The 21839-nt window shown below is 73.8% G+C and carries 14 protein-coding genes; 6 read left to right on the top strand and 8 right to left on the bottom strand.

Features of this window, described 5'->3' with window-relative positions:
* Position 1 precedes the first annotated feature (1 nt).
* On the top strand, positions 2–784 hold the full coding sequence (locus tag HNQ07_RS07850) for an ABC transporter ATP-binding protein (protein ID WP_184110911.1): 783 nt from the start codon (positions 2–4) through the stop codon (positions 782–784).
* A gap of 3 nt (positions 785–787) precedes the next feature.
* A complete protein-coding gene (locus HNQ07_RS07845; protein WP_184110414.1) occupies positions 788–1126 on the top strand; it encodes a (2Fe-2S) ferredoxin domain-containing protein in 339 nt (112 codons plus the stop codon).
* A 15-nt stretch (positions 1127–1141) separates the two neighbouring features.
* On the opposite strand, the gene HNQ07_RS07840 is transcribed toward HNQ07_RS07845, so the two are convergent.
* A complete protein-coding gene (locus HNQ07_RS07840) occupies positions 1142–2833 on the bottom strand; it encodes an HRDC domain-containing protein (protein WP_184110412.1) in 1692 nt (563 codons plus the stop codon).
* A gap of 114 nt (positions 2834–2947) precedes the next feature.
* Here HNQ07_RS07840 and HNQ07_RS07835 point away from each other — a divergent pair, with 114 nt between their 5' ends.
* Both HNQ07_RS07835 and HNQ07_RS07830 read left to right on the top strand, forming a co-directional pair.
* Complete coding sequence (locus HNQ07_RS07835; RefSeq protein WP_184110405.1) at positions 2948–4159, top strand: vWA domain-containing protein; 1212 nt, start codon at positions 2948–2950, stop codon at positions 4157–4159.
* A gap of 86 nt (positions 4160–4245) precedes the next feature.
* On the top strand, positions 4246–4761 hold the full coding sequence (locus tag HNQ07_RS07830) for a DinB family protein (RefSeq protein WP_184110403.1): 516 nt from the start codon (positions 4246–4248) through the stop codon (positions 4759–4761).
* 65 nt (positions 4762–4826) lie between these two features.
* Here HNQ07_RS07830 and HNQ07_RS07825 read toward each other — a convergent pair whose 3' ends face one another.
* Positions 4827–5276 (bottom strand): DinB family protein, encoded by a 450-nt coding sequence (locus tag HNQ07_RS07825; protein WP_184110401.1) that lies wholly within the window; start codon positions 5274–5276, stop codon positions 4827–4829.
* Positions 5273–6028 (bottom strand): Sir2 family NAD-dependent protein deacetylase, encoded by a 756-nt coding sequence (locus tag HNQ07_RS07820; protein ID WP_184110399.1) that lies wholly within the window; start codon positions 6026–6028, stop codon positions 5273–5275. Before HNQ07_RS07820 ends, HNQ07_RS07825 begins: the two co-directional genes overlap by 4 nt.
* Positions 6029–6106: 78 nt before the next feature.
* Here HNQ07_RS07820 and HNQ07_RS07815 point away from each other — a divergent pair, with 78 nt between their 5' ends.
* A complete protein-coding gene (locus HNQ07_RS07815) occupies positions 6107–6574 on the top strand; it encodes a DUF4291 family protein (protein ID WP_221274861.1) in 468 nt (155 codons plus the stop codon).
* 261 nt (positions 6575–6835) lie between these two features.
* Here the strand turns inward: HNQ07_RS07815 and HNQ07_RS07810 are convergent, their stop codons facing one another.
* The gene (locus tag HNQ07_RS07810) at positions 6836–7348 is read right to left on the bottom strand and encodes an RNA 2'-phosphotransferase (protein ID WP_184110397.1); all 513 of its coding nucleotides are present in this window, start codon (positions 7346–7348) and stop codon (positions 6836–6838) included.
* A 132-nt stretch (positions 7349–7480) separates the two neighbouring features.
* On the opposite strand from HNQ07_RS07810, the gene HNQ07_RS07805 reads away from it, so the two are divergent.
* Positions 7481–7966 (top strand): hypothetical protein, encoded by a 486-nt coding sequence (locus tag HNQ07_RS07805; RefSeq protein WP_308430871.1) that lies wholly within the window; start codon positions 7481–7483, stop codon positions 7964–7966.
* A gap of 53 nt (positions 7967–8019) precedes the next feature.
* Here the strand turns inward: HNQ07_RS07805 and HNQ07_RS07800 are convergent, their stop codons facing one another.
* From HNQ07_RS07800 to HNQ07_RS07785, 4 genes are all read right to left on the bottom strand, one after another.
* The gene (locus tag HNQ07_RS07800; RefSeq protein ID WP_229831894.1) at positions 8020–8946 is read right to left on the bottom strand and encodes a DMT family transporter; all 927 of its coding nucleotides are present in this window, start codon (positions 8944–8946) and stop codon (positions 8020–8022) included.
* 36 nt (positions 8947–8982) lie between these two features.
* Positions 8983–14052, bottom strand: coding sequence for a beta strand repeat-containing protein (locus HNQ07_RS07795; RefSeq protein ID WP_184110395.1), 5070 nt, complete (start codon positions 14050–14052; stop codon positions 8983–8985).
* Positions 14053–14173: 121 nt separating this feature from the next.
* On the bottom strand, positions 14174–19039 hold the full coding sequence (locus HNQ07_RS07790; protein ID WP_184110393.1) for a DUF11 domain-containing protein: 4866 nt from the start codon (positions 19037–19039) through the stop codon (positions 14174–14176).
* Positions 19039–21819 (bottom strand): DUF11 domain-containing protein, encoded by a 2781-nt coding sequence (locus HNQ07_RS07785; protein ID WP_184110391.1) that lies wholly within the window; start codon positions 21817–21819, stop codon positions 19039–19041. The genes HNQ07_RS07790 and HNQ07_RS07785 overlap by 1 nt, the downstream gene beginning before the upstream one ends.
* Positions 21820–21839 lie beyond the last annotated feature (20 nt).

Genomic DNA, 21839 nt, shown 5'->3' with positions numbered 1-21839 from the left:
CATGCCTGCCGCGCTGGAGGCCGCGAACCTGCACGTCCGCGCGGGTGACCACCCGGCGGTGCGGGGCGTGAGCGCGGCCTTCGCGGCTGGGCAGTTCACCGCCGTGATCGGCCCCAACGGCGCGGGCAAGAGTACCCTGCTGCGCGCGCTGCTGGGCCTGACGGCCATCCATGCCGGCGAGGTGCGGGTGGACGGCCGGCCGCTGACCACCCTGACCCGCGCCGAGCGGGCCCGCGACCTCGCGTTCCTCGCGCAGGGCGAGCCGCTGCCCGACAGCGCCCGCGTGCGCGACGTGGTCGCCCTGGGGCGCGGCGCGGGCGCGTGGCGCTGGGGCCTGATTCCCACCCGCCCGTGGACGCAGGAGGACGAGGACGCCGTCAAGACCGCGCTGGAGCGCACCGACACCCGGCAGTTCGCGGGTCGCCGCGTCTCCGAGCTCTCGGGCGGAGAACGCCAGCGGGTCGGGCTGGCCCGCGCGCTGGTGGCGGGACCTCGCTACCTGCTGCTGGACGAGCCCACCAACCACCTCGACCTCGCCTACGCGCTGGAACTGGTCCGGCACCTGCGCTGCGAGGTCGCGGGCGGACTGGGCGTGGTCGCGGTGCTGCACGACCTGAACCTCGCGGCGCGCGCGGACCGGATCGTGCTGCTGCACCGCGGGCAGGTGCTCGCCGCCGGCGCTCCGGACACCGTGCTCACGCCCGCGCACCTGCACGCGGCGTACGGCGTCCGCACGAGGGTGGTGCACGACGCAGACCGTCTGCTCGTGATCCCGGAGGATTGAGCCGTGGCGCCCCTGTACTTCAAGACCTCCGGACACCTGCTGGTGTGCACCGGCCCGAACTGCACCGCGCGCGGCTCGGGGCTGCTGTACCGGGCGCTGTGGAACCACCTGGAGCGGCACTCGCTGGCGTACTACAAGCGCGGCGGCTCGCTGCGCCTGACCGAGAGCGGCTGCCTGGGCTCGTGCAGCTTCGGTCCCAGCATGTGCGTGTACCGCCAGCGGGCGGGCGGCCTGGAGGAAGGCTGGTACGCCGCCGTGGACGTTCCCCTCGCCGCCCGGATCGCCCAGGCCGTCCACGAGGGAACAGACCTGCCCCAGGAGCACAAGTACGGACCGACGTGACCGGCCCGCGCCGCGTCAGCCGCGCACGACTTCCAGGATCTTCTCGCCGTACTTGCGCAGCCGCTCGGGGCCCATGCCCTTGACCGCCTTCAGGTCGGCCTCGGTGTATGGCACGCGGCGCGCGATCTCGGCCAGGGTGGCGTTGCTGGCGATGATGAAGCGGCTGATCTCCTGCCGCTTGGCCTCGGCGTTGCGCCACTCGCGCAGCCGGGCGTAGACGGCCGCCTGCTCGCCGCTGAGGGTCGCCGCCGGGTCGTCCCGGCCACCGTCGCCCGGCGTCGGCACGGGCAGGTCCGGGGCGATCAGCGGGGCCGTGCCCTCCGCGTTGGGGGCGGTCGGGGCGGGGGGCGTGCGGTCCCGGCCCCGGCGCCCGCGCTCAGGGCGGCGCTCCACGGGGGCCGAGACATCGGTGGCGGGTGCCGGCGCAGGGCTCGCTTCGGCGGTGTCGTGCCCGGCCGCCGCGGGTTCGGCCGTGTCGGGCTCGTCGGCAGCGGCCACATGCTCGGGCTGGTGCAGGACGTCCGGAAGCTCGTCGCCCAGGTTGGGGGCGTCCGGACCGGAACTCACGGGAATGGGCAGCTTCACCTGCGGCTGCACGATGTCGCTGTACACGATCTCCGGCTCCCACGTCTCCTCGGCGGCCGGTGCGCTGGGAACCGCGTCCGCATCCGGGGCGTCGAAGGTAAAGCGTTCCGGCACGTCCGGCTGGGTGGGGCGCGCCGTGTCGGGCCGCTCGCCGCGCCCGCCACCGTCGCGGCCGAAGTCCCGGCGATCCCGACCGCCCCGGTCGCGCCCGAAGTCGCGGCCCCCGCTCCGGCCATCGCGGCGGAAGTCGTCGCGCCGCGGCTCCTCTCGTCGGGGCTCCTCACGGCGCCCCTCGGCGGGGCGCGGGGGCTCGGCCGGGCGGGCCGTCACGGCCGCTTCGTCCTGCCGCAGCAGCGCGAGGGCCGTGTCGGGTTCCTCCAGGCCGGGGCACAGCAGCACGCCGCCCGGCACGCTGCGCGCGCTGGCGACCACGCCGCCCAGCGGCGCGTCCGAGTCCGGCGCGGCGTCCGGGGCGAGCAGCAGCGCGGTGGGGCCGGCGCCCTGCGCCGCGCCACCCAGCCGGTCCGCGAGGGCCGTGACCGTGCGGGCCGCGCGGGCCAGCCGCAGCGGCAGTGTCGCCACGTCCCGCAGCGCGAGGCCCACGATCAGGTCGCTGGGCGCGGGCGCGGCCACCTCGGGCGCGCGGCCCGCGCCGAACACGGCGCTGAGCGGCGCGTCGGCGTGGCCGGTCACGGTGACGCTGTCGCGGTACACCACCAGCGCGGCGCCCTGGGTCAGCCACCCGCCGCCGGGGGCCAGCGTGCCGTCCACGATCACGTCCACCCCGGCGCGGCGGGCGCGCTCCAGGTCGGCGCCCGAGGGTTCCAGCAGCCACGCGGCGCGCGCACCCCGCCAGTCGCCGTCCACGCTCGCGGCGGCCAGTCCGGCGGCGGCCAGGGCGTCGCGGTTCACGCGCACGCGGGCGTCCACGCGCAGGGTGCCCGCGCCGAGCAGGGCCGCGAGTTGCCGCGCCAGGGCGGCCTCGTCGCGCAGCAGCACGCCCCACGCGGCGCCCTCCAGGTCGGCCAGCGCGCCCGCCAGACGGGCCTGGGGATCGCCGCGTTCGGCGTGGAGCCGCACGAGGCGGGCGTCGGGACGCAGGGAAGGAACGGAAGCGGTCATGGAGCCATTGTGACGCACGCGGCGAGCACAGCGGACATCCGCGGCGCGATACCTGACCGCCGATTACAAACGCGCCGTGCCGGACGCGCCATGCTGTTCACACGGAGGCTCCATATGGCGCGCATCACCCGCTACAGCAAGTTCGAGGGCGAGCTGGACCAGCTGGAATCCAGCGAGCTCATGCAGATGATCCAGGAAGCGCTGCTCGGCCAGGGCATGAACGACCCCTACGACCCGGACCCCAACGCCCGGCCCAGCATGGACGACCTGTTCGACGCGATCCTGGAGGCCCTCGCCGAGCGGGGCATGATCCCCGAAGAGCAGCTGATGGAAGCCATGCAGGCCGACGACGTGCGCGAGACGCCGCTGGGCCAGCAGATCCAGCGTCTGATGGACAAGCTCCAGCAGGACGGCTTCATCCGCAAGGAGTTCGAGGACGGGGAGGGCCAGGGCGGGAACGGCGATCCCGGCGACGCGAAGTTCCAGCTGACCGACAAGTCCATCGACTTCCTGGGCTACAAGAGCCTGCGCGACCTGATGGGCGGCCTGGGCCGCTCCAGCGCGGGCGCGCACGACACCCGCGAGTACGCCAGCGGCGTCGAGATGACCGGCGAACTCAAGAACTACGAGTTCGGCGACACCATGAACCTCGACACGACCGCCACGCTGGGCAACGTGATCTCCAAGGGCTTCGACAACCTGGAGGAGGGCGACCTGGTCATCCGGCAGGCCGAGTACAACTCCTCGGCGGCCACGGTGGTGCTGCTGGACTGCTCGCACTCCATGATCCTGTACGGCGAGGACCGCTTCACGCCCGCCAAGCAGGTGGCGCTGGCGCTGGCGCACCTGATCCGTACGCAGTACCCCGGCGACACCGTGAAGTTCGTGCTGTTCCACGACTCGGCCGAGGAGGTGCCGGTGCACAAGCTGGCGCAGGCGCAGATCGGGCCGTACCACACGAACACGGCCGGCGGCCTGCGGCTGGCGCAGCAGCTCCTGAAGCGCGAGAACAAGGACATGAAGCAGATCGTGATGATCACCGACGGCAAGCCCTCGGCCCTCACGCTGCCCGACGGCCGCATCTACAAGAACGCCTACGGCCTCGACCCCTACGTGCTGGGGGCCACACTGCGCGAGGTCGCCAACTGCCGGCGCAGCGGGATTCAGGTGAACACCTTCATGCTTGCGCGCGACCCCGAACTGGTGGGCTTCGTGCGCCGGGTCTCCGAGATGACCAAGGGCAAAGCCTATTTCACCACGCCGCACAACATCGGGCAGTACGTCCTGATGGACTTCATGACCAACAAGACCAAGATGATCAACTGAGGCGCCGCGCCGGCCGCGGGGGCCACACGCACGGGAGGCCGGCGTGTGGCCCCCGCGGTCAGGTCTGGCCGGCCTACACTCCGGGCATGGAGTTCCAAGTGGAGGACGCCGTCCCGGTCCTGCGGCGCACGCCGGGCACGCTGGACGCCCTGCTGCGCGGCCTGGGGCCGACCTGGACGCAGGCGGACGAGGGCCCCGGCACATGGACGCCCCCAGAGGTGGTCGCCCACCTGAGCCACGCGGACCGCACGAACTGGCTGCCACGCCTGCACACCATCCTGCACGGGGACGGCACGTTCCCACCTTTCGACCGTTTCGCGCACCTGGCAGCGAGCGGCGGACGGACCCCGGATGACCTGCTCGACGAGTTCGCAGCCGTCCGCCGGGAGTGCGTGACCCGCCTGGAGACGCTGCGCCTCACGGCGGCCGACCTGCGCCGGACGGGCCACCACCCGGAATTCGGCAAGGTGACGGCCGGACAGCTCCTGGCGACATGGGTGGCGCACGACCTAGACCACGTGGTGCAGATCGCGCGCACGCTGGCTGGCGTCCAGCGGAACGCGGTCGGGCCGTGGCAGGCATACCTGCGCGTCCTGCGCTGAGTGCGGCGCGGCCACGCCCGCCGGAGTCAGCCGGGAGTCGCCGTTCCCTGCTCCCGAGGCCGCACTCAGCCCAGCTTCACGAACATCGGGGGCTGCACGCCCACCATGCGGGCCATCATCCACGCCTGTCCCTTGTGGTGCGCTTCGTGCTGCGTGATGAAGTCCAGCATCGTCCACACCGGCAGCTCACGGCCGAACGCCGGAATGCGCCGCTGCAGGTCGTCGTCCGACAGGGCCGAGGCCGTGGTCACGAACATGTCCAGCGTGGCCTGGAGCCGGGCCTGCGCGTCGGCCAGGGTGGCGCTGGGTGCGGCGGGCGCGTCCGGCTGCCGGCCCTCCAGCAGAGCGGGCACGCGGCCCACGCTGCCGGACAGGTGATCGGCCAGCCGCAGGAAGGTCATGCCCTCCTCCCAGGCCTTGAAAGTCGCGTGCTCGTCGGGAAGTTGCGCGTACAGGTCGATCAGGGCCGCGCGGTGGGACTGGAACGCGCGGGCATGGCGGGTGGCCTGGCTCATGCCCCGAGCATAGCCCCGTCCTCCATCAGCGCGGCCAGGCCGCGGGACGCGACGTCCCGCACGCAGTACGTCATGTGGCGCGACAGCTCCGTGTCGTCCGGGTTGACCTCGATCACGGTGCCGCCCGCGAACAGGGTTTCCCCGGCCAGACCGGCCGCCGGGTACACGGCGCCGCTCGTCCCGACGATCAGGGCGGCCTCCGCGGCCTGGAAAGCCCGCGTGGCCGCGTCCAGCGCGTCCTGTGGCAGGTATTCCCCGAACCACACCACGTTCGGCCGCATGCGGTTCCCGCTGGGCGAGACGGGCGGCGTGACCAGCACGTCCGGCGCGGGCAGCGGGAAGACCTCGCCCGTCACCTCGTCCCGCGCGGAGAGCAGGGTCCCGTGCAGCTCCACCATCCGCCCGCCGCCCGCTCCGCTCCCGGCGCGTCCATGCAGGCCGTCCACGTTCTGCGTCGCCAGGAAAAACCCCGCGCCCTTCTCCCGCTCCAGTCGCGCCAGCAGCAGGTGCGCGCCGTTTGGCCGGGCGGCCAGCACGTCCCGGTAGCGCCCGGCGTACCACTCCCACACCATGTCGGGGTCGCGGGAGTACGCGCCGGGGCTGGCGAGGTCCTCCGGCCGGAAGCGCGCCCAGTGCCCCGTCTGCGCGTCCCGGAAGGTGGGAATCCCGCTCTCGGCGCTCACGCCCGCCCCGGTCAGGACGGCCACGCGGGACGCGGACTTCAGGGCGGCGCGGGCCTGGGCGAGATCCATGACCTGAGGCTAGCGTCCGGCAGCACGGCTAGGCCACACGGCGCTTGGGAACCGGACCTGGAACAGACACAGTGAGGGATGCTCCTCCGTACCGAACCGCTGACGCTGCAATCGGCCCGCTGGCCCGCGCAGGGACGGCACATCCTGGCCCACTTCGACGACCACCACATCGTCGTGTACCAGGCCTACCGGCCCGAGATCGCCACCTTTGCGGTCAACCGGGGGCGCTTCGGTGGCAGCTTCAGCTTCACGCGGATGAGCTGGATCAAACCGAACTTCCTGTGGATGATGTACCGCTCCGGCTGGGCCAGCAAGGCCGGCCAGGAACGCGTCCTGGCCCTGACCCTTCCACGCGCGGAGTTCGACTCGCTCCTGCGGGACGCGGTGGCGTCGTCGCTGAGCGGCGCTCCACACCTGACGCCCGAAGCCTGGCGCAGCGCCGTGGCGCGGTCGGACGTCCGGCTGCAATGGGACCCCGATCACGCGCCTGACGGCCGGCCGGTGGCCCGCTGGGCCCTCCAGCTGGGCCTGCGCGGCGAGACGTGACGCCGCTTCAGTGACGAGTGGCTGGTCCGGGTGGAGGACATCACTCCATTCGTTATCGAGCAGCGCCGGCTCGCGGCCTTCCCCGAGCGCCTGCTGCTCCCGGCCGAACGCGTCTACCCCGTGTCTGACGCAGCCGTGGCGCGTCGCATCGGCCTCACGGCCGGGTGAACGCGGCGGCACACCGCTCTCCGGCACTCGCCAGTGGGGTGCCCACCCTGCGCCCCCGGGGCAGGGGCGGGGGTCGGGACCGACGACGGTCCCTCACTCCCGCAGGAACGCCGGAGGCACCGTGTCCGTCAGCCACACCCCGTTCTCGCTGACGGAGAAGGTGTGCCCGGCCGCATGCAGGTCTCCGGCCCGCACCGTGAGGATCACGGGACTTCCGCGCCGCGCGCCGACCCGCCGGGCGGTGTCCGGATCGGGCGACAGGTGGACGTGGTGACGGGTCATGGGGCGCAGGCCGCCCTGCCAGATGGCGGGCAGGGCGGCGGCGTGGGTGCCGTGGTAGAGCAGGTCGGGCGGGGTGGCAGGCTGGAGGTCCAGATCGACGGGGACGCTGTGCCCCTGGTTGGCGCGGATGGTGTCGCCCAGCAGGGCGAAGCGCCGCTTGTCGTTGCCGGCCACGACGCGTTCGATGTCGGCGCGGGTGACGTTGAGGTGGGCGAGCAGGGGCGCGAGGGGCACCCAGCCGCCGGGGCCGAGGGTGACGCCCGCGTCGTGCGGGGCGTGGCGCAGGAGGAAGGAGAGGTGCCGGGAAAGGGCGTGGTCGTCCATGACCGCAGTGTTGCGCGTGGCCGGGCGCCGCGCGTCCGTCACCCGGACAGCCGGAGAACACGTCATGTGGCGCAGTCGGGAGTGCTGGACGCAGCAGGAAACTGTAAGTCGGGCTGGACTACACTGCGCGGCGTGATCACCTGGTTTGACGCGCTGCTCATCACGCTCTGGGCGCTGTTGACAGCCCTGGGCGCGCGGCGGGGCCTGTCGGGCCTGGCGTGGGGCCTGTCGGGCATCGCGCTGTGTTTCCTGGCAAATTCGCTGTCCGGCAGTCCGCTGGCGGCGGCCCTGATCGCGCTGATGCTGAGTGCGGGGATGGCGGTGGCGATCAGCCGCCTGATTCCCGCACCGCTGGAGCAGCCGTGGCACATGGCGCCGGGCGCGCTGGGCGGGTTCCTGCTGGGCGGGCTGCTGGTGTGCACGGCCGCCCTGAGCTTTCCGCTGGATGTTCAGGTCACGACGCGGGGGCCGCAGGGCACGTACCCGTCGCCGAGCCTGCCGCCGGCCATCTACGACGCGGTGCGGAATTCGGCCGTGAAGAACGCGCTGCGGGGCGTGTGGGGATCGGGCGTGGCCGTGAAGACCCTGCTGATCCCGGATCAGGTGCGCGGCTTCTGACCGCCGATCGCCACATCGCCTGAGCCCGGAACGCAGGACCGCGGTGACGTCCCCTACTCGCTCTGGGGAGCGGGCGTCTCGGCGTGGGGCGGCGCGTCCACGGTGCCGCGCTGGCTGAGCACGGTGGCGACCACGACCAGAGCGCCGCCCAGGGCGCCCCGCAGGCCGACGCGTTCGCCCAGCAGCAGAAAGCTGAAGATCGTGGCGGTGACGGGTTCCAGCGCGTAGATCAAGCTGGCCTCGGCCGCGCTGACGCGGCGCTGCCCGACCGTCTGGAGGAGGGTGGTGACGGCGGTGGCGGCCACGCCCAGGTACGCCAGAGGCCACCAGCTGCCCGGCGGGGGCAGCAGGGGCTCGCCGCTGAGGAGCAGCCAGACCGCGGCGAGGACACTGACGACGACCAGCTGCACCAGCGTGAACGGCAGCGCGGCGTGCCGGTGCGCGAGGCGTTCCAGGATCACGATGTAGCCGGCGTACGTGAACGCGCAGCCCAGCGCCCACACGTCCCCGATCACGAGGCGGCCGCCCTCCCACGACAGCAGGGCGAGGCCGCCGACGGCGAGCGGCAGGGCCAGCCACAGGGTCAGGGGCATGCGGCGACGCTGGCCGACGGCGAGCCATACCGGGACCATGACCACGCTCAGGGCGGTGAAGAACGCCGCGCGGTTGGCGCTGGTGGTCTGCAGGGCGATGGTCTGCGTGCCGTAGCTGGCGATCAGCCACGCGCCGAGCAGCACGCCGCCGTGCCACAGGTTCCGGCCGGGCGGCGCCGGGGTGGGCGGGCGGCGGCGCGCGGTCGCCCACACGAGCGGCGTGAGGGCCACGGTGGCGATCACGAAGCGCCACGCGATCACGGCGGGGGCGCTCATGGTCTCGCCGAGGGTCTTGACGACCGCGAAGGTGCTGCCCCAGATCGCCGTCACGAGGATCAGCAGCAGCACGCCGCGCAGGTGGTCCGTGGGGGGGGTGGGCGCGGTCACGGTCCGGATTGTAGTGGGGCGCGGCGCGGGGGGCGGTCAGCGGATGGTGACCTGGAAGCACGCGCTGCCGCTCTCGCCGGGGTTCAGGGTGCCCAGCGCGGCGCTCATGGTGCCGCGGGCGTAGGTCCCGCCCGCGCTGCTCAGTGCGCCGGCGTCGGTGTCGGCCGCGCTGCTGAGGTAGGTGGTCACGCCGCCGCGCACGAGTTTCACGCCGAAGCCGGTGACGGCGCTGGGCTCGTCGGCGTCGTAGGCAAAGGGCAGCGCGGTGGTGGTGCCCGGCACGTGATCGGTGATGGTGAAGTTCGGCAGGGCGGCGCCGCCGAAATTGCCGTAGGCGATGCAGTATTCGAGCACCTGACCGGGCAGGCCGCCGCCCGACGTGGTGAAGGCCGAGCCGGTCGTGACGTTGCGCACGGTCTTGCCGAGCGTGCCGTAGACCATCGCGGTGGTCACGGCGGCGCTGTTGTTGCTGCTGGCCGGGTCGGCGGTGGCGCCCGTGACGCTGGCGGTGTTCGTGACGGTGCGCGCGGCGGGCGTGCTCTCCAGCGTGGCAGAGCCCGGCGCGGTGGCGGTCACGCTGACGGTCCAGGTCGCGCCGTTGGCGAGGCTGGCGGCCGTCCACGTCAGCGTCTGGCCGCTGACGGACGCGGCGGGCGTGCTGGCCTTGTACGTGAGGGCGGCGGGCAGCGTGTCGGTGAGGGTCACGCTGGTCGCCGCGTCCGGTCCGGCGTTCGTGACAGTCAGGGTGTAGGTGAGGTCCTGCCCGGGCTGGGCGTAGGTGGGTCCGGTCTTCGTGATCCCCAGGTTCGCCTGCGCCGCGCCGACCGTGATGCCCACCGTGGCGGTGTCGCAGGCGGAGGCGTCGGTGACCGAGCACAGCTGGTAGGTGACGGTGTACGTGCCGGCAGCGGTGGTGCTGGGCACCACCAGTTGTCCCGACCCGTTCACGCTCAGTCCATTCAGGCCCCCGTTGGCACTGACCGTCACCGCGCTGATGGACGTCGTCGCCGCGGTCCCCCCCACCGTGTCGTTGCCCAGCACCGTCACCGTGCCGCCGGTCCCGTAACTCAGCGTGACCGCGCTGTCGTTCACCGCGTCCACGATGGCCGTGCTCGCCGCCGCGCTGTTGTTCCCGCTGTTCGCATCGCTGGTGTGGCTCACGCTCGCGGTGTTGTTCACCGTGCCGCTGGCGGCGCTGCTCAAGGTGCCCGTCACGGTCACGGTCACGTACTGCGTGTCGGCGGTGGTGGCCGCCCCGCTGTCCACCGGCAGGGTCGCGCCGACGCTGAGGGTATTGCCGCTGCCGCTCGCAGCCGAGCACGTGGCGCTGCCGGTGGCCGCGCACGTCCATGTCACGCCGCTCAGGACGGCGGGGACGGTGTCGGTGAGGCTCACACTGCTGGCGGCGTTGGGGCCGTTGTTCCAGACCCGGATGGTGTACGTGAGCGGCTGGCCGGGGCCGGCGTACGCGCGGCTGACCGCCTTGCTCACCGCCACGTCCGTCACCGGCGTCACCGTGTCGGTGTCGGTCACGGTGCCCACCGGGGTCAGGTCCACGGTGCCAGCGAGCAGGGTGGCGCTCACGCTGTTGCTGACGGTGCCGGTGGTGGCGCTCACGGCTGCGGGCACCGTCAGCGTGACCGAGGCGCCGGCAGGCAGGGTGGCGATGGTGACGCCGCCCTCCAGCCCGGCGACGGTGACGGCCGGGCACGCGCCCCCCCCGGTCGCCGCGCAGCTCACGCCGGTCTTGGTCAGGCCGGCGGCGGCCGGGTCCGTCAGAACCGTCCCGTTCGCGCTGCCGGGGCCGCTGTTCGTCAGGGTGATGGTGTAGGTGGTGGTGCCCAGCGCGGCCACACTGCCCACGCCGTCGGTCTTGGTCAGCGTCAGGTCGGCCACGGTGGGCAGGGTCACGGGCGTGGGGCCGGCCGCGTCGCCGTTCGCGGTGGCGGGCGGCGCGGCAGCGTTCGTGGACGTGTCGGTGGCGAGCACGTCCACGGGCGGCAGGCCGCCGGCGTAGCCGTCGTTCGGCGCGGTGCTGGCGCTGGTGGCGATCACGCTGTTGTTCAGCGTGGTGGTGCTGGCGGGCACGCTGGCCTGCGTGGAGTACGTGACGCGCACGGTGAAGGTCACGGTCACGCTCGCTCCGGCCGCCAGCGCGGTCGTGCCCGACAGCAGGCGGGTATCGCCGGTGCCGGTGAAGCCGGCGTTCACGGTGGCGCTGCCGGACGTGACGGCCGGGCCGGCGACGATGCTCAGCGCCGGGCTGCCCGCACTGAAGGTCTGCGCGAGGTTCTCGGTGAGCTGCACGTTCGGGTCGCTGACCGGGCCGGTGTTCTTCACGGTCACGGTGTAGGGGACGTCGAAGGTGGTGGCGCTCTGCGCGCTCACGCTGCCCACCGACTTCACGACGTCGATGCGGTTGTCCGGGAACACGCACGACGCGCCGTCGGCCTGGGGAGCGCTGCCGGCCGTGCCCTGGGCGGTGAAGCCGCCGGTGCCCAGGTTCACGGTGCCGAAGGTGCCGCCGTGCTGCGCGGCGTACAGGGTGCCGGTGACGTCGAAAAAGGCGCTGCCCAGGGCGTTCGAGCCGTCGGTGGCGGCCGCGGCCGGACTGCCGCTCAGCGTGACGGCGCCGCTGCTGGCGGTGATGCGGTACACGCCGCCGGGGGTGGAGACCCCGTACAGCGCGCCGTCCACCGGGTTCACGGCCAGGTCGTTCAGGGCCACGGCGCTGCTCAGTGTCACGGTGCCGGCCGTGCCCGACGCGATGGCGTACTTGTAGAGCACGGCGTCGCTGGCGGCCTTCTTGATGTACAGCGTGCCGCCCGCGTCGATGGTCGCGGCGGCCACGCTCGACCCGGCGGGGATGCCCAGGGCCGCGCCGCTCACCTCGACCGCGCCGCCCGCGCCCAGGCGGTACAGCCGGAACGGGGTGCCGCTGGCGAAGGGTGTGCTGTTCACCGCGTAGAAGTAGCCGTCGGCCTTGTTGAACGCCAGGGCGTTCAGGCCGGGGCCAAAGCCGGCGCTCCACACCGGCGCGCCGCCGGACGCCACGGTGCGGCGGTCGAGCACGTACAGGGTCGTGAGCAGCGTGGCGGCGTCCTGCCGCAGCTGGTAGAAGCGGGCGTCGCAGGTCAGGGCCGCGCCGGCGCTGCTCGCCGTGGTGGTCAGGGCGGCGGTGGCGCTCGCGGCGGCCGTGACCGCCTGGCCGCTGACCGTCGCAGTGACGTTCGCGGCAGGAATGGTGTTGGTGCGCGTGGCCGCGCCGGCGTCCGGCACCGTGACCTGCACGCTCAGGGTGCACGACGCCCCGGCCGCCAGCGTTCCGCCTGCCAGTTTCAGCACGCCGTCGCTGCTCTCGGTCGCCGCGCCGCCCGCCGTGAGCGTGACGCTGCCGGCAGAGGTCGTGACCGTGCCCCCGCAGGTGGTCGCGCTGAGCCGCAGCGGCAGGGGCCGCGACAGGCCCATGGTGCCCGCGAGGTCGTCCGTGACCGCGAGGGCGCTCGCCGCGAAAGGACTGGGGTTCGTGACCGTGACGCTCAGGGTGCTGACACCGCCCGCCGTCACGCTCGCGGGCGAGAAGGCCTTGCTGACCGTGAGCGGGCGCACGACCGTGATGGGCGCGCTGGCGTAGTCGTCCTCGCCGGCCGCGCCGTTGTCCGGCGTGGAATCGCTGTCGGGCTGCGGACTGCTGGCCACCTCGGCCACGTTGGTGATGGTGCCGGTGCCCGTGACGGTCGCCGTGATGTCCAGCGTGCTGGACGTGTTCGCCACGGGTTCCGGCAGCGACCACTGCCCGGTCGCGGCGCTGTAGCTGCCGCTGCTGGCGCTGGCCGACACGAACGTCAGGCCGGCGGGCAGCGCGTCCGTGACCACCACGTTCTCCGGCGGCACCACCGCGCTCGACACCGGGTCCGGACCGGCGTTGCTGAGGGTCACGCGGTACGTGACGGTGCTGCCCAGCACCGGCGTGGCGTTACTGACGGTCTTGGTCAGCGACAGGTCGGCCACGCCGCTGGTGACCAGGATGGGCACGCTGCTCAGGTAGAACAGGTCCTGGCTGCCGACGATATTGATGGTCGCGCTGGTGGCCCCGGTGCTGACCTTGTTCGTCACGTCGAAGGTGTCGAAGTCCACGCCGTAGGCGTCGTCGCGGCCGGTGGCGGCGGCGGTGGTGCCGCCGCTCTGGCCGGTGCTGATGGTCGAGTTGAAGATGCCCTGCCGCGCGCCGCTGCCGGCGCCGCCGACGTTGAAGACGTTGGTGATGGCCGAGGGCGTCTGCCCCGCCCCGAAGCTCAGCGCCTCGGCGACGTTCGTGGACGTGTTGACGTTCAGCGTCTCGTCGCCCTCCCACGCCAGGATGGACGTGCGGGCGGAGAACGTGGTGGGCACGCGCAGGCCGGTCATGGTGCGGCTGACGTTGGTGTTCTGGCTGCGCTCGAAGCCCTCGTAGATCACCAGGTTCTTGTAGGTGGTGCTGGGGTCGTCGTAGATGATGTACAGGCCCCAGCCGCCCAGCACCGTGGCGTACGCGCAGTGCCCCGACGAGCGGGCGGGCCGGGTCGCGCTGGCGGTGCCCACATCGGCCGCCTGGATGGTCAGGCCGGTCATGCTGTAGGTCTTGTTGGGGCTGCCCAGGCCGGCGACGTACGCGGTGACGTCGGCCACGTTGCTGAAAAAGCTGTTGTAGCCGGTCGGGGCCGCTGCGGTGGGCACCGGCGCGCTGTCGGTGTAGGTGGTCGTGGCGCTCACCGGCTGCCCATCGAAGGTGACTGTGGTGTCGTTCACGACCGTGCCGGGTACGGTGTCGGTGTCGCCGGTGCGGGTGGCGGAGGCCGCCCAGTACAGCAGCGCCCTGCGGATGCTCGCGCCCGCCGGAACGCCGCTCACCGCCTGCGACGTGGCGGTGGTGCCCACCGCGCAGGCGTCCGATGCGGTGGCCGAGTTCCGCTTGGTGCGGAAGGTCGCGCCGGTGGTGACGTAGTCGATGCGGCCCTGGAACTTGTAGGTGGGCGTGCTCGACAGCGGCGTGTCGGCCAGCGCGCTGCCGCCCACGCCCAGCGCGGCCACCAGCACGCCGCGCAGGGCGCGCCACACGGCCGTCATGCCGGGACGTCCGGGGCGGAGCAGGGAGCGGGCAGCATGAGCGGAGTGTGCCCCGGGAGGTCTTGCACCGCGCTTACATGACCTGCGGCCCAAGACCTCCCGGGACGCCACGGACCGCCGCTCAGGGCTGGGCGGCGTCGGCGTTCTGGCCGGACAGCAGCGAGTCGTCCAGGGTGAGGTCCACGCGCAGGTACGCGCCCCTCTTGGTGTAGGTGGTGCCCACGCCGTCGAAGCCGACCGGATTGTAGCCGGCGGTGATCCACGTGCCGGGCAGCGCGCGCACGCTGGCCTCCAGGCCCAGGCCGTACTGGGCAGTGTGGCTGCCGGGCTGGGTGACCGCGCGGCCCCACGCGCCCAGCCCGAAGTAGTCCGTGACGTAGACGGTGGCGCCCACGCTGCCCTGGAGGGTGAAGCTGCCGGGGTCGTCCAGCAGGGTGCGGGTGTCCAGGCCGCCGCGCACCGCCCAGTTCGCCTGGCGGTACTCGGCGGCGAGCGTGCTGCTGAATTCCGGCGCGCCGCCCGCCAGGGTGCCCGTGACGTAGCGGACGGTGCCGAGCGAGTTCAGGGCCGCGCTGCGGTACGCGTAGCCCACGGCGGCGCGCACGCCCCCCTTGCCCGCCCCGAATTCCACCAGGCCGTCGGCCGTCACGGTCAGCTGGTCCGTCAGGCGGCCGCTGACGCCGCCGCGCAGCACCACCCCGAAGCCCCGCGCGCCCACGGTGACGTCGGTGCCGGTCGTGGCGACCACGCCGTCCGACGTGTAGTGCAGGTCCGCGCCCGCGCCGAGTTCGCCGCGCGCCGCGTTCAGGTCGTAGGTGGCCGAGCCGCGCAGGCCCGCCGAGAGCCGCTCGCCCAGCGGCAGGGCGGTGGTCACGCCGAAGCGCGCACGGTTGCCCTGCCCGCCGCTGCCCGGCAGGTCGTAGGTGGCGGCGTAGTTGGTGGCGCCCAGCGTGGAGTCCAGCGTCACGGCGGCCGTGTTCCCGGTGCGCCAGTTGAGCTGGTCGGTCAGGCCCAGCGTGAGCGTGTCCGTCAGCGCGTAGCGGGTGGTGACGGTGGTCGTGGAGTCGAGCGTGCCACCGGCGCCCCCCAGCGGCTGGCTGTGCGTTATGTCCACGTCCACGGGAGAGCGGTGGTAGCCCACGCCGACCACGGCGGCCAGACCGTGCTGATCGCCGAACGCGCTCTTGAGGCCGGCCCCGACGGTGAACGGCGCGAGCTGATAGTCGGCGCGGGCGGTCACGCTGCCGCCCTGAACGCGGGCCGCGTCGGCGCCGGTGTCGTGGTACTCGGCCTGCGCGCTCGCCGTGAGGGTCGGGCTGATCCGGCGGGTGGCGTCCACCCCGACCGTCAGGCCCGGCGCGATGGGCGCCAGGCCCGCGTAGCCCGCGTCCTGGTAGCGCAGTTTCGCCGCGACGGCGGTGTCGGCGCCGAGTTTCACGCCGGCGTCCACACTGGCCTGCAGGCCGCCGGAGTACGCGAGCAGGCCGTCGGCGCGCACGGTGCCGTCGTCGTAGGTGGCGCGCGCGCCCACCGTCACAGCGTCGTCCAGCCGCACGGCCGCCACGCCGACCGAGTACGTGCGGGCCGTGTACCGGAACTGCGCACCCGCTGCGAGCGTCCGGTGGCCCAGCGCGCTCTGCAGGCGGTAGTCGGCGACCACCACCACGTCGTTCAGGTCGGCGTCCACGGGGTCCAGGGCGCGCGCCAGGGTGATGATGCCGGTGCGGACGTCGAGCAGGTAATCCACGTTGCGGCGCAGCGTCAAGCGGCGCAGTTCCTTGCCGGTGCCGTGCTCGCGCGTGAGGAGCGTCAGGGTCTCGCTGCCGTCCTCGATGCCGCCGGTCGGCAGGCGCAGCAGGCGGGTGCCCTCGGGCACGATACGCTGGCCCGTCACGCGGTCCTCGGGCACCAGCGCCACGAAGCCCGATACCCGCGCCGCGCCCTTGCTGGACGCGGTCAGCGCCGTGAGCTGCTCGCCCACCGGCAGCACGTCGACGGGCACGCTGCTCTGCCGGTAGTCCACCCGGAAGTCCGGATGGTCGTAGGTCAGGGCCACGGGGTCCAGCCCCTGCAGGGGCGCGCTCTCGGTGCTGCGGTCGCCGGACACGGCGTTGCGCTGCAGCGGATCGCGGTCGGTGGGCAGACCGCCCGTGTCGGCCGCGACGTACAGCTTGCCGCTGCCCAGCGGGGTCTCCAGCGACGCACGGGCCTGCACGCGCAGGTCGTCCGCCACGCTCAGGTGGCCGTCCAGCCCCAGCGTGGCGCTCAGCATGCCCACGCCGACGCGGTGGCCGTCGGGGCGCACCTCGAAGGTGTAGGGCTGCACCGCCCCGCCGTCCAGCACGTCGAGCGTCAGGGTGGTGGGCGACGACTGCGGCTGGAGCTCCAGCACGCCCTCGCCGTTCACCAGCCGCAGCTGGAAGCCGCTCTCGCCGGGCGCGGCGTCCGGGGTGGTGATCTCCAGGGTGCTGCGCAGGCTCACGGTCGTCTGGGCGCTGGTGTGGCCGTAGGCGTCCAGCGCCCGGAACCGCACGCGCAGGGGCGTGCTGCCGTCCGCGACGAGCTGCTCGGGCTGCACCCGGAGCTGCGCGGTCGGCCCGGCGAGGTGGACGGTGACGGTGTCGGTGCCGAGCTGCAACGTGTTCGGGCCGGGCCGCAGCGGCACGCCCACGTAGGTGATCCGCGTGACGCCGCGCACGCCGTCCTCGGTGATCTCGCCGATGCGGTCACCGCCCACGACCTGCCCGTTCACGCTCAGCGCGCCGCTCTGCCCGGCGGCCTGCTCGACCACCACGGCAATGCGGTCGCGCACGCGGATCAGGCTACCGTCCAGCGGCTGCTTGATGGCCCCACTGTTCTCGGTGGCGCTCTCGGCGCTGCCTTGCGGCGCGGCGGCCTTCAGGTCGGCCTGGTCGAGCTGCCCCATCAGCACTTCGCTGCGGTCGCCGGCGTAACGGGCGAGCAGGGCCGGGGCCGGCAGGTCGGCCAGCGCCACCGTGTGCGCCAGGTCGTAGGTCACGGCGCCGCGCACGGTGGCCTTCGCGGCGCTGCGCTGCGGCAGGGTCCAGTACGCCACGCCGCTCGGGCCGCGCAGCGGGTCCGCGACGACCTCGCCGTCCACGCGGCTGCTGCCGGGCACCAGCGCCGCGCCGTCCGGGATCGCCTGCGCGACCACGAGTTCCCGCGCCTGCCCCGGCGCGTCGAACGGCAGCGTGACGGTGCTGACGCGCTCCACGGCGGGCAGGGCCGGCGCGGCCGCCGGGGACGGGAGGGGCACGGTCACGGCTTCGGCCGGCGCGGGAGCGTCCACGACCGGCGTGGGCGCGGCGGGCGCGGGCTGCGGCGCGGCGTGGGCGAGCACGGTGCCCTGCACGGTCTGGGTGGCGGCGCAGCCCTCGCTGACCAGCGACGCCTCGGCGCGCAACTCGCCGGGCTGCGTCACGCGGGCGGAGTACGCCAGGGTGCGGCTCTCGCCGGGGAGGAGCGTGCCGTCCAGTTCCGCGCGCTCCATCGCTTCCAGGCCTGCGCCCGGCTGGTCGTGCAGCAGGAACGGCACGGGCACGCCGGCGGTGTTCGTGACCGTCACGCGCACCGGGATCACGTCGCCGACGGTCGCGGGGCCCAGCGGCGCGCGCTGGAGGGTCACGCTGGTCGCGTCGGGGCGGACATCCACGTGCACGTCGCGGGTCTGGTTCCACCCGGCCAGCACCGCGCGGACCGTCAGCGGCCCGGCCTGCGTGGCGGTGCCGGTCACGACGAGTTCGCCGGGCGTGCCCGCCGTCAGGGTGCCCTGCACGGCGGCCGGCGTGTGCAGGGTCAGGCCCGGCGCGTCCACGCTCAGGTCGAGCGGCAGCTCGCCCGCGTAGGCCGTGTCCGCGCGGGCGGTGACCGTCACGGTGTCGCCGGGGCACACCACGGTCTTGTCGGCGGCGACACTCAGCTGCACCTGCGGGCGCACGCGCACGGTCGCCTCGGCCTGCCCGTGCTCGGGCACGTCCACGGCGGGACCCGCCTCGACCTGCGCGCCGGGCACGGCGGCCGGCGTCACGGCGTAGCGCCCGGCCGGCACCGTCTGCGTGAGCTGGCCGTCCACGCGCGTGGGCACCGCGCCGATCAGCACGTCCGCACCGGTGGGCTGCGCGCCGCCGGGCAGCACGAGCTGCGCGCTGACCTTCAGCGTGCCGGTGCGGTCCACGCGGCCCAGCGTGATCGGTGTGGGCTGGCCGGCGCGGGTCACGCGGAAGCCGACGGTGTTGCTGAACTGGCGCGCCGCGGGCGGCTGACGCAGTTCCAGCGTGTACCCGCCGGCGCGCAGCGGCAGCGGCAGGTCCACCTCGTCCAGGTCCGCGCTGACCGGCAGGGGGTAGACGGTACCGTCGTCGGCGCGCAGCCGCGCGTCGAGTTCCTCGGGGCCGTCGCCGTCGTACATGCGCAGCACGTGCGGCTGGCCGTCCAGGGTGAGCTTCAGGGCCGGCACCCACTCGCGCGAGTGGATGTTCACGGTCAGCGTGTCGGCGCTCAGGGCCGCGCTGACGCCGCCCAGCCGCACCGCGAAGGTGTTCTTCGCGTGGCCCTGGGTGCTCGCCTGCAGCCGGTACTGCCCGGCAGGCAGCTCGCGGTCGAGCAGCGTGTCCCACTCCTGCGCGCCCGGCGTGTACGTCCGCGTCAGCACCGGCTGGTCCGCTTCGTCGAGCAGCGTGAAGGTCGTCGTGACACTCTCGCCCGGCACGTAGCGCTCGTCACCGTAGTACGTGTCGCCGCGGTAGTCGGCCGGGTCGAGGCGCGGCGAGTACAGTTCCAGCCGCACCCGGCCGGCCACCGGCACGTCCAGCCGCAGCTGCTGGTCCCCGACAGACCACATCAGCGGCTTGCCCACGCTGGTCAGCGGCAGCGTGGTGGCGCTCCCGGTGTCCTGCGCGCCGGCGCCCGCCCCGGCGGCCAGCAGGGCCGTCAGGGCGGTGGCGAGGCGAACGGGGTCGGTGGGCATCAGGGCGTCCAGGTCAGGGTGGGGTCCGTGGTGGCGTTGCGGGGATCTCCGCTCCAGGCGAAGGTGTACGTCAGGGTGGTGTCACCCGCGGGCAGCGTACCGGCGTAGGTCTGTCCACCGTCTTTCAGCACGGCCCCCGCCGGAAGGGGATCGACGAGGCTCACGCCGGTCAGCGGGCGCGGCGTGCGGACCGTCAGCGTGACCGCGTAGCCGCCGTCCACGGCGTACACGGTCTTCTCGACGCGCACGTCGCCCATACGCAGCGTCGTACGGCGCAGCGCGCTGATATCCCCGCCCAGAGGGGCGAGCGGGAAGTCCACCCCGGTCAGGCCGCTCACGGTCACGGTCTGCGTGCCGCTCAGGCCGCCGCCCCGCGCCACGTTCAGCGGCGGGTACGGCGTGGTGCCCGGGTCGAGGCGCAGCGCCTGCGTGCCGCTGGGCACGTTCAGGAACGAGTAACGGCCCTGGTCGTCGGTGATCGCCTGGCGGCCCCCGGCGAGCAGGATGCGGGCGCGCGGCACCGGCGTGTCGAGCCCGGCGTCGAAGCGGCCGTTGCGGTTGCGGTCCACATAGACCGTGCCCACGATGTCCGACAGCGGCGCGAAGCGCAGCACGTTCAGCTTCGTCACGGCAGTGGCGCGGTTACTCGCGACCGCGCGGGCAGTGCCGCCGCCCCCTGTGCCCGTGACCTCCACGACGTTCACGAGGTCACCGCTGGCGGCCGGCGTCACGCGCATGTGGTACGTGAGGGCCACGGTCTTGCCCGCCGCCAGCAGCGGCACGTGCCAGCGCAGCGTGTTGCCCGCGGGGTCCGGGTCGGCCAGCGCGGCGCCGTCCAGGGCGCTGGTGCCGGGCACGTACGCCAGCCCGGCCACCGGCGAGTCGGTGATCACGGCGTCACGGATGTCGGTGGTGGCCGAGGCGTTGGTGATCTGGAGGGTGTAGGTGAGCACGTCGCCGTACGTCGCCTCCGTGGCGCTGACGGTCTTGGTGATTGCCAGCCGCGCCGACCACACGGCGGTGCTCACGCGGTTGCTCTCCAGCGTGCCCGGCAGCTCGGCGCTGCGGAAGGTGAAGGTGTTCAGCAGCGCCTCGCCGTCGGTGGCGCGCGCGCTCACCCGGGTTACGAGGGTCACGGCGCGGGTCTCCCCGGCGTCCAGGGCGGCGAGCGTCCACTCCACCACCTGCTGCCCGGGCACGCCGCTCACGCTGCCGCCGCCAGCGTCCGTCACGTCCACGTGCGCGGGCACGGCGTCGCGCAGCGCCACGCCGCTCAGCGCCCGCGCGTAGGGGTTGTGCACGCGCAGGGTGTACGTGATGGTGTCGCCCTCCGTCACGGTGCCGCCCTCCGGAATCGTGACGGCCTTGCCGTCGGGGGCGGTGGTGGTCGCCACGGCGGACTTCTCGAGCTGCGGCAGCTGCGCCTCGACCCGCGCGATGACGTCGCGGGTGGCGTTGTAAGGACCGCGCGCCCCGGTCGCGGTGACGGTCGCGGCGAGCGCTCCGGCCTGCGTGGGCACGTAGCACACGCGCACGGGCGCGCTCTGGCCGGGATCGAGCCCCACGGGCTGCGCGAGCGGCGCACCGTCAGCGCTGAGCAGCGTCACCGTCGCCCCGGCGACGTCCACGGTCACGGTGTACGCGTCGCGGACGTCGCCGGTGTTCAGCAGGGTGTGGTCGAAGCACACGGTCTGGCCCAGCGCCGCCAGCGGCCGGCTCTGCCCGTCGTCCGGGCCGAGTTCGGAGGCCTGCGCGTTGCCGACCGGGCCGAGGGCCACGGCGGGCGTGTAGCGCACGTCCGCGCTGGCCGTGGCGCTCAGCGGGGCGTCGCCATCGCTCAGCGTGACGGTGTTGGCGATGACATGGTTCTCGGCGGCGGCCTGGGCGCGCATGCGGAAGTCCACGCGCAGGGTCTCGCCGGGCGCCAGGGAGTCCACGCGCACGCGCACGGCGCGCACCGGCGTGATCTCCTGCGCGCTCCACGTCACGCCGTCCGGGCTGTACTCCACGCTGCCGCGGCTGGCGGCGGCGCTGCCCGGCACGAACACCAGACCCGCCGCCGCCTGCGCGCTCAGGTCGTCCGCGAGCACCAGCGCGCGGCTGTCGCCCGCTCCGCCGTTCACGGCGCGCAGGGCCACCGCCGTCTCCTGCCCGGGGCTCAGCACGGCGGGCGTGAAGGTCTTGCCGAGGGCCAGGTCGGCGGGTGGCCCCACGTGCAGCTGCGAGACGTTGTCGGTGTCCTCGGGGCCGCCGGGGCACGCGGCGCCCACGTTCACCCACGCGTCGCCCGGGCCGCTCCCGCCGGTGACCAGCAGCACGGCCGCCGTGGCGTCCGCGTCCAGGGTCACCGCCCTCACGTCCGGCTCGCCCGCGTCCGGATGGCCGTTGCCGTTGGCGTCCAGCACCAGCCGCAGGGGGGGCGTGACCGTGCTGTCAGCTCCGACGGTGCCGGACAGCGCGAAGGTCTGCGCGGCGTTCCCGGCGTTCACGACCGTGTACGCGAACACGGCGCTCTCGCCGGCCCGCACCGCCTGCACCCGCGCAGGCCGCGCGGCGGTGCCGTCCGGCGACACGCTCACGGCGCACACGGCCTGCACGGTCGTGACCACGGCGTTGCTGTCCACCTGCACCTGATCCGACGCGCCCGGCGGGCTGAAGGTGGTGCTCGCCTGGTTGCGGATGGCGGTGCCGGCGGGCGTGCCGGCCGCCCCCGCCAGGGCCGGGAAGGCCAGGGCGGCGAGCACCGCGCGCAGAACCGTGTGGGGGCGAAGCGGACTCACGGGCGAACTCCTTGATGGGG

This window comes from Deinococcus metalli, assembly GCF_014201805.1.
Classification (GTDB): domain Bacteria; phylum Deinococcota; class Deinococci; order Deinococcales; family Deinococcaceae; genus Deinococcus; species Deinococcus metalli.
The sequence above is the reverse complement of the archived record's forward strand: the minus strand, read 5'-3'. Positions and strand labels throughout refer to the sequence as shown.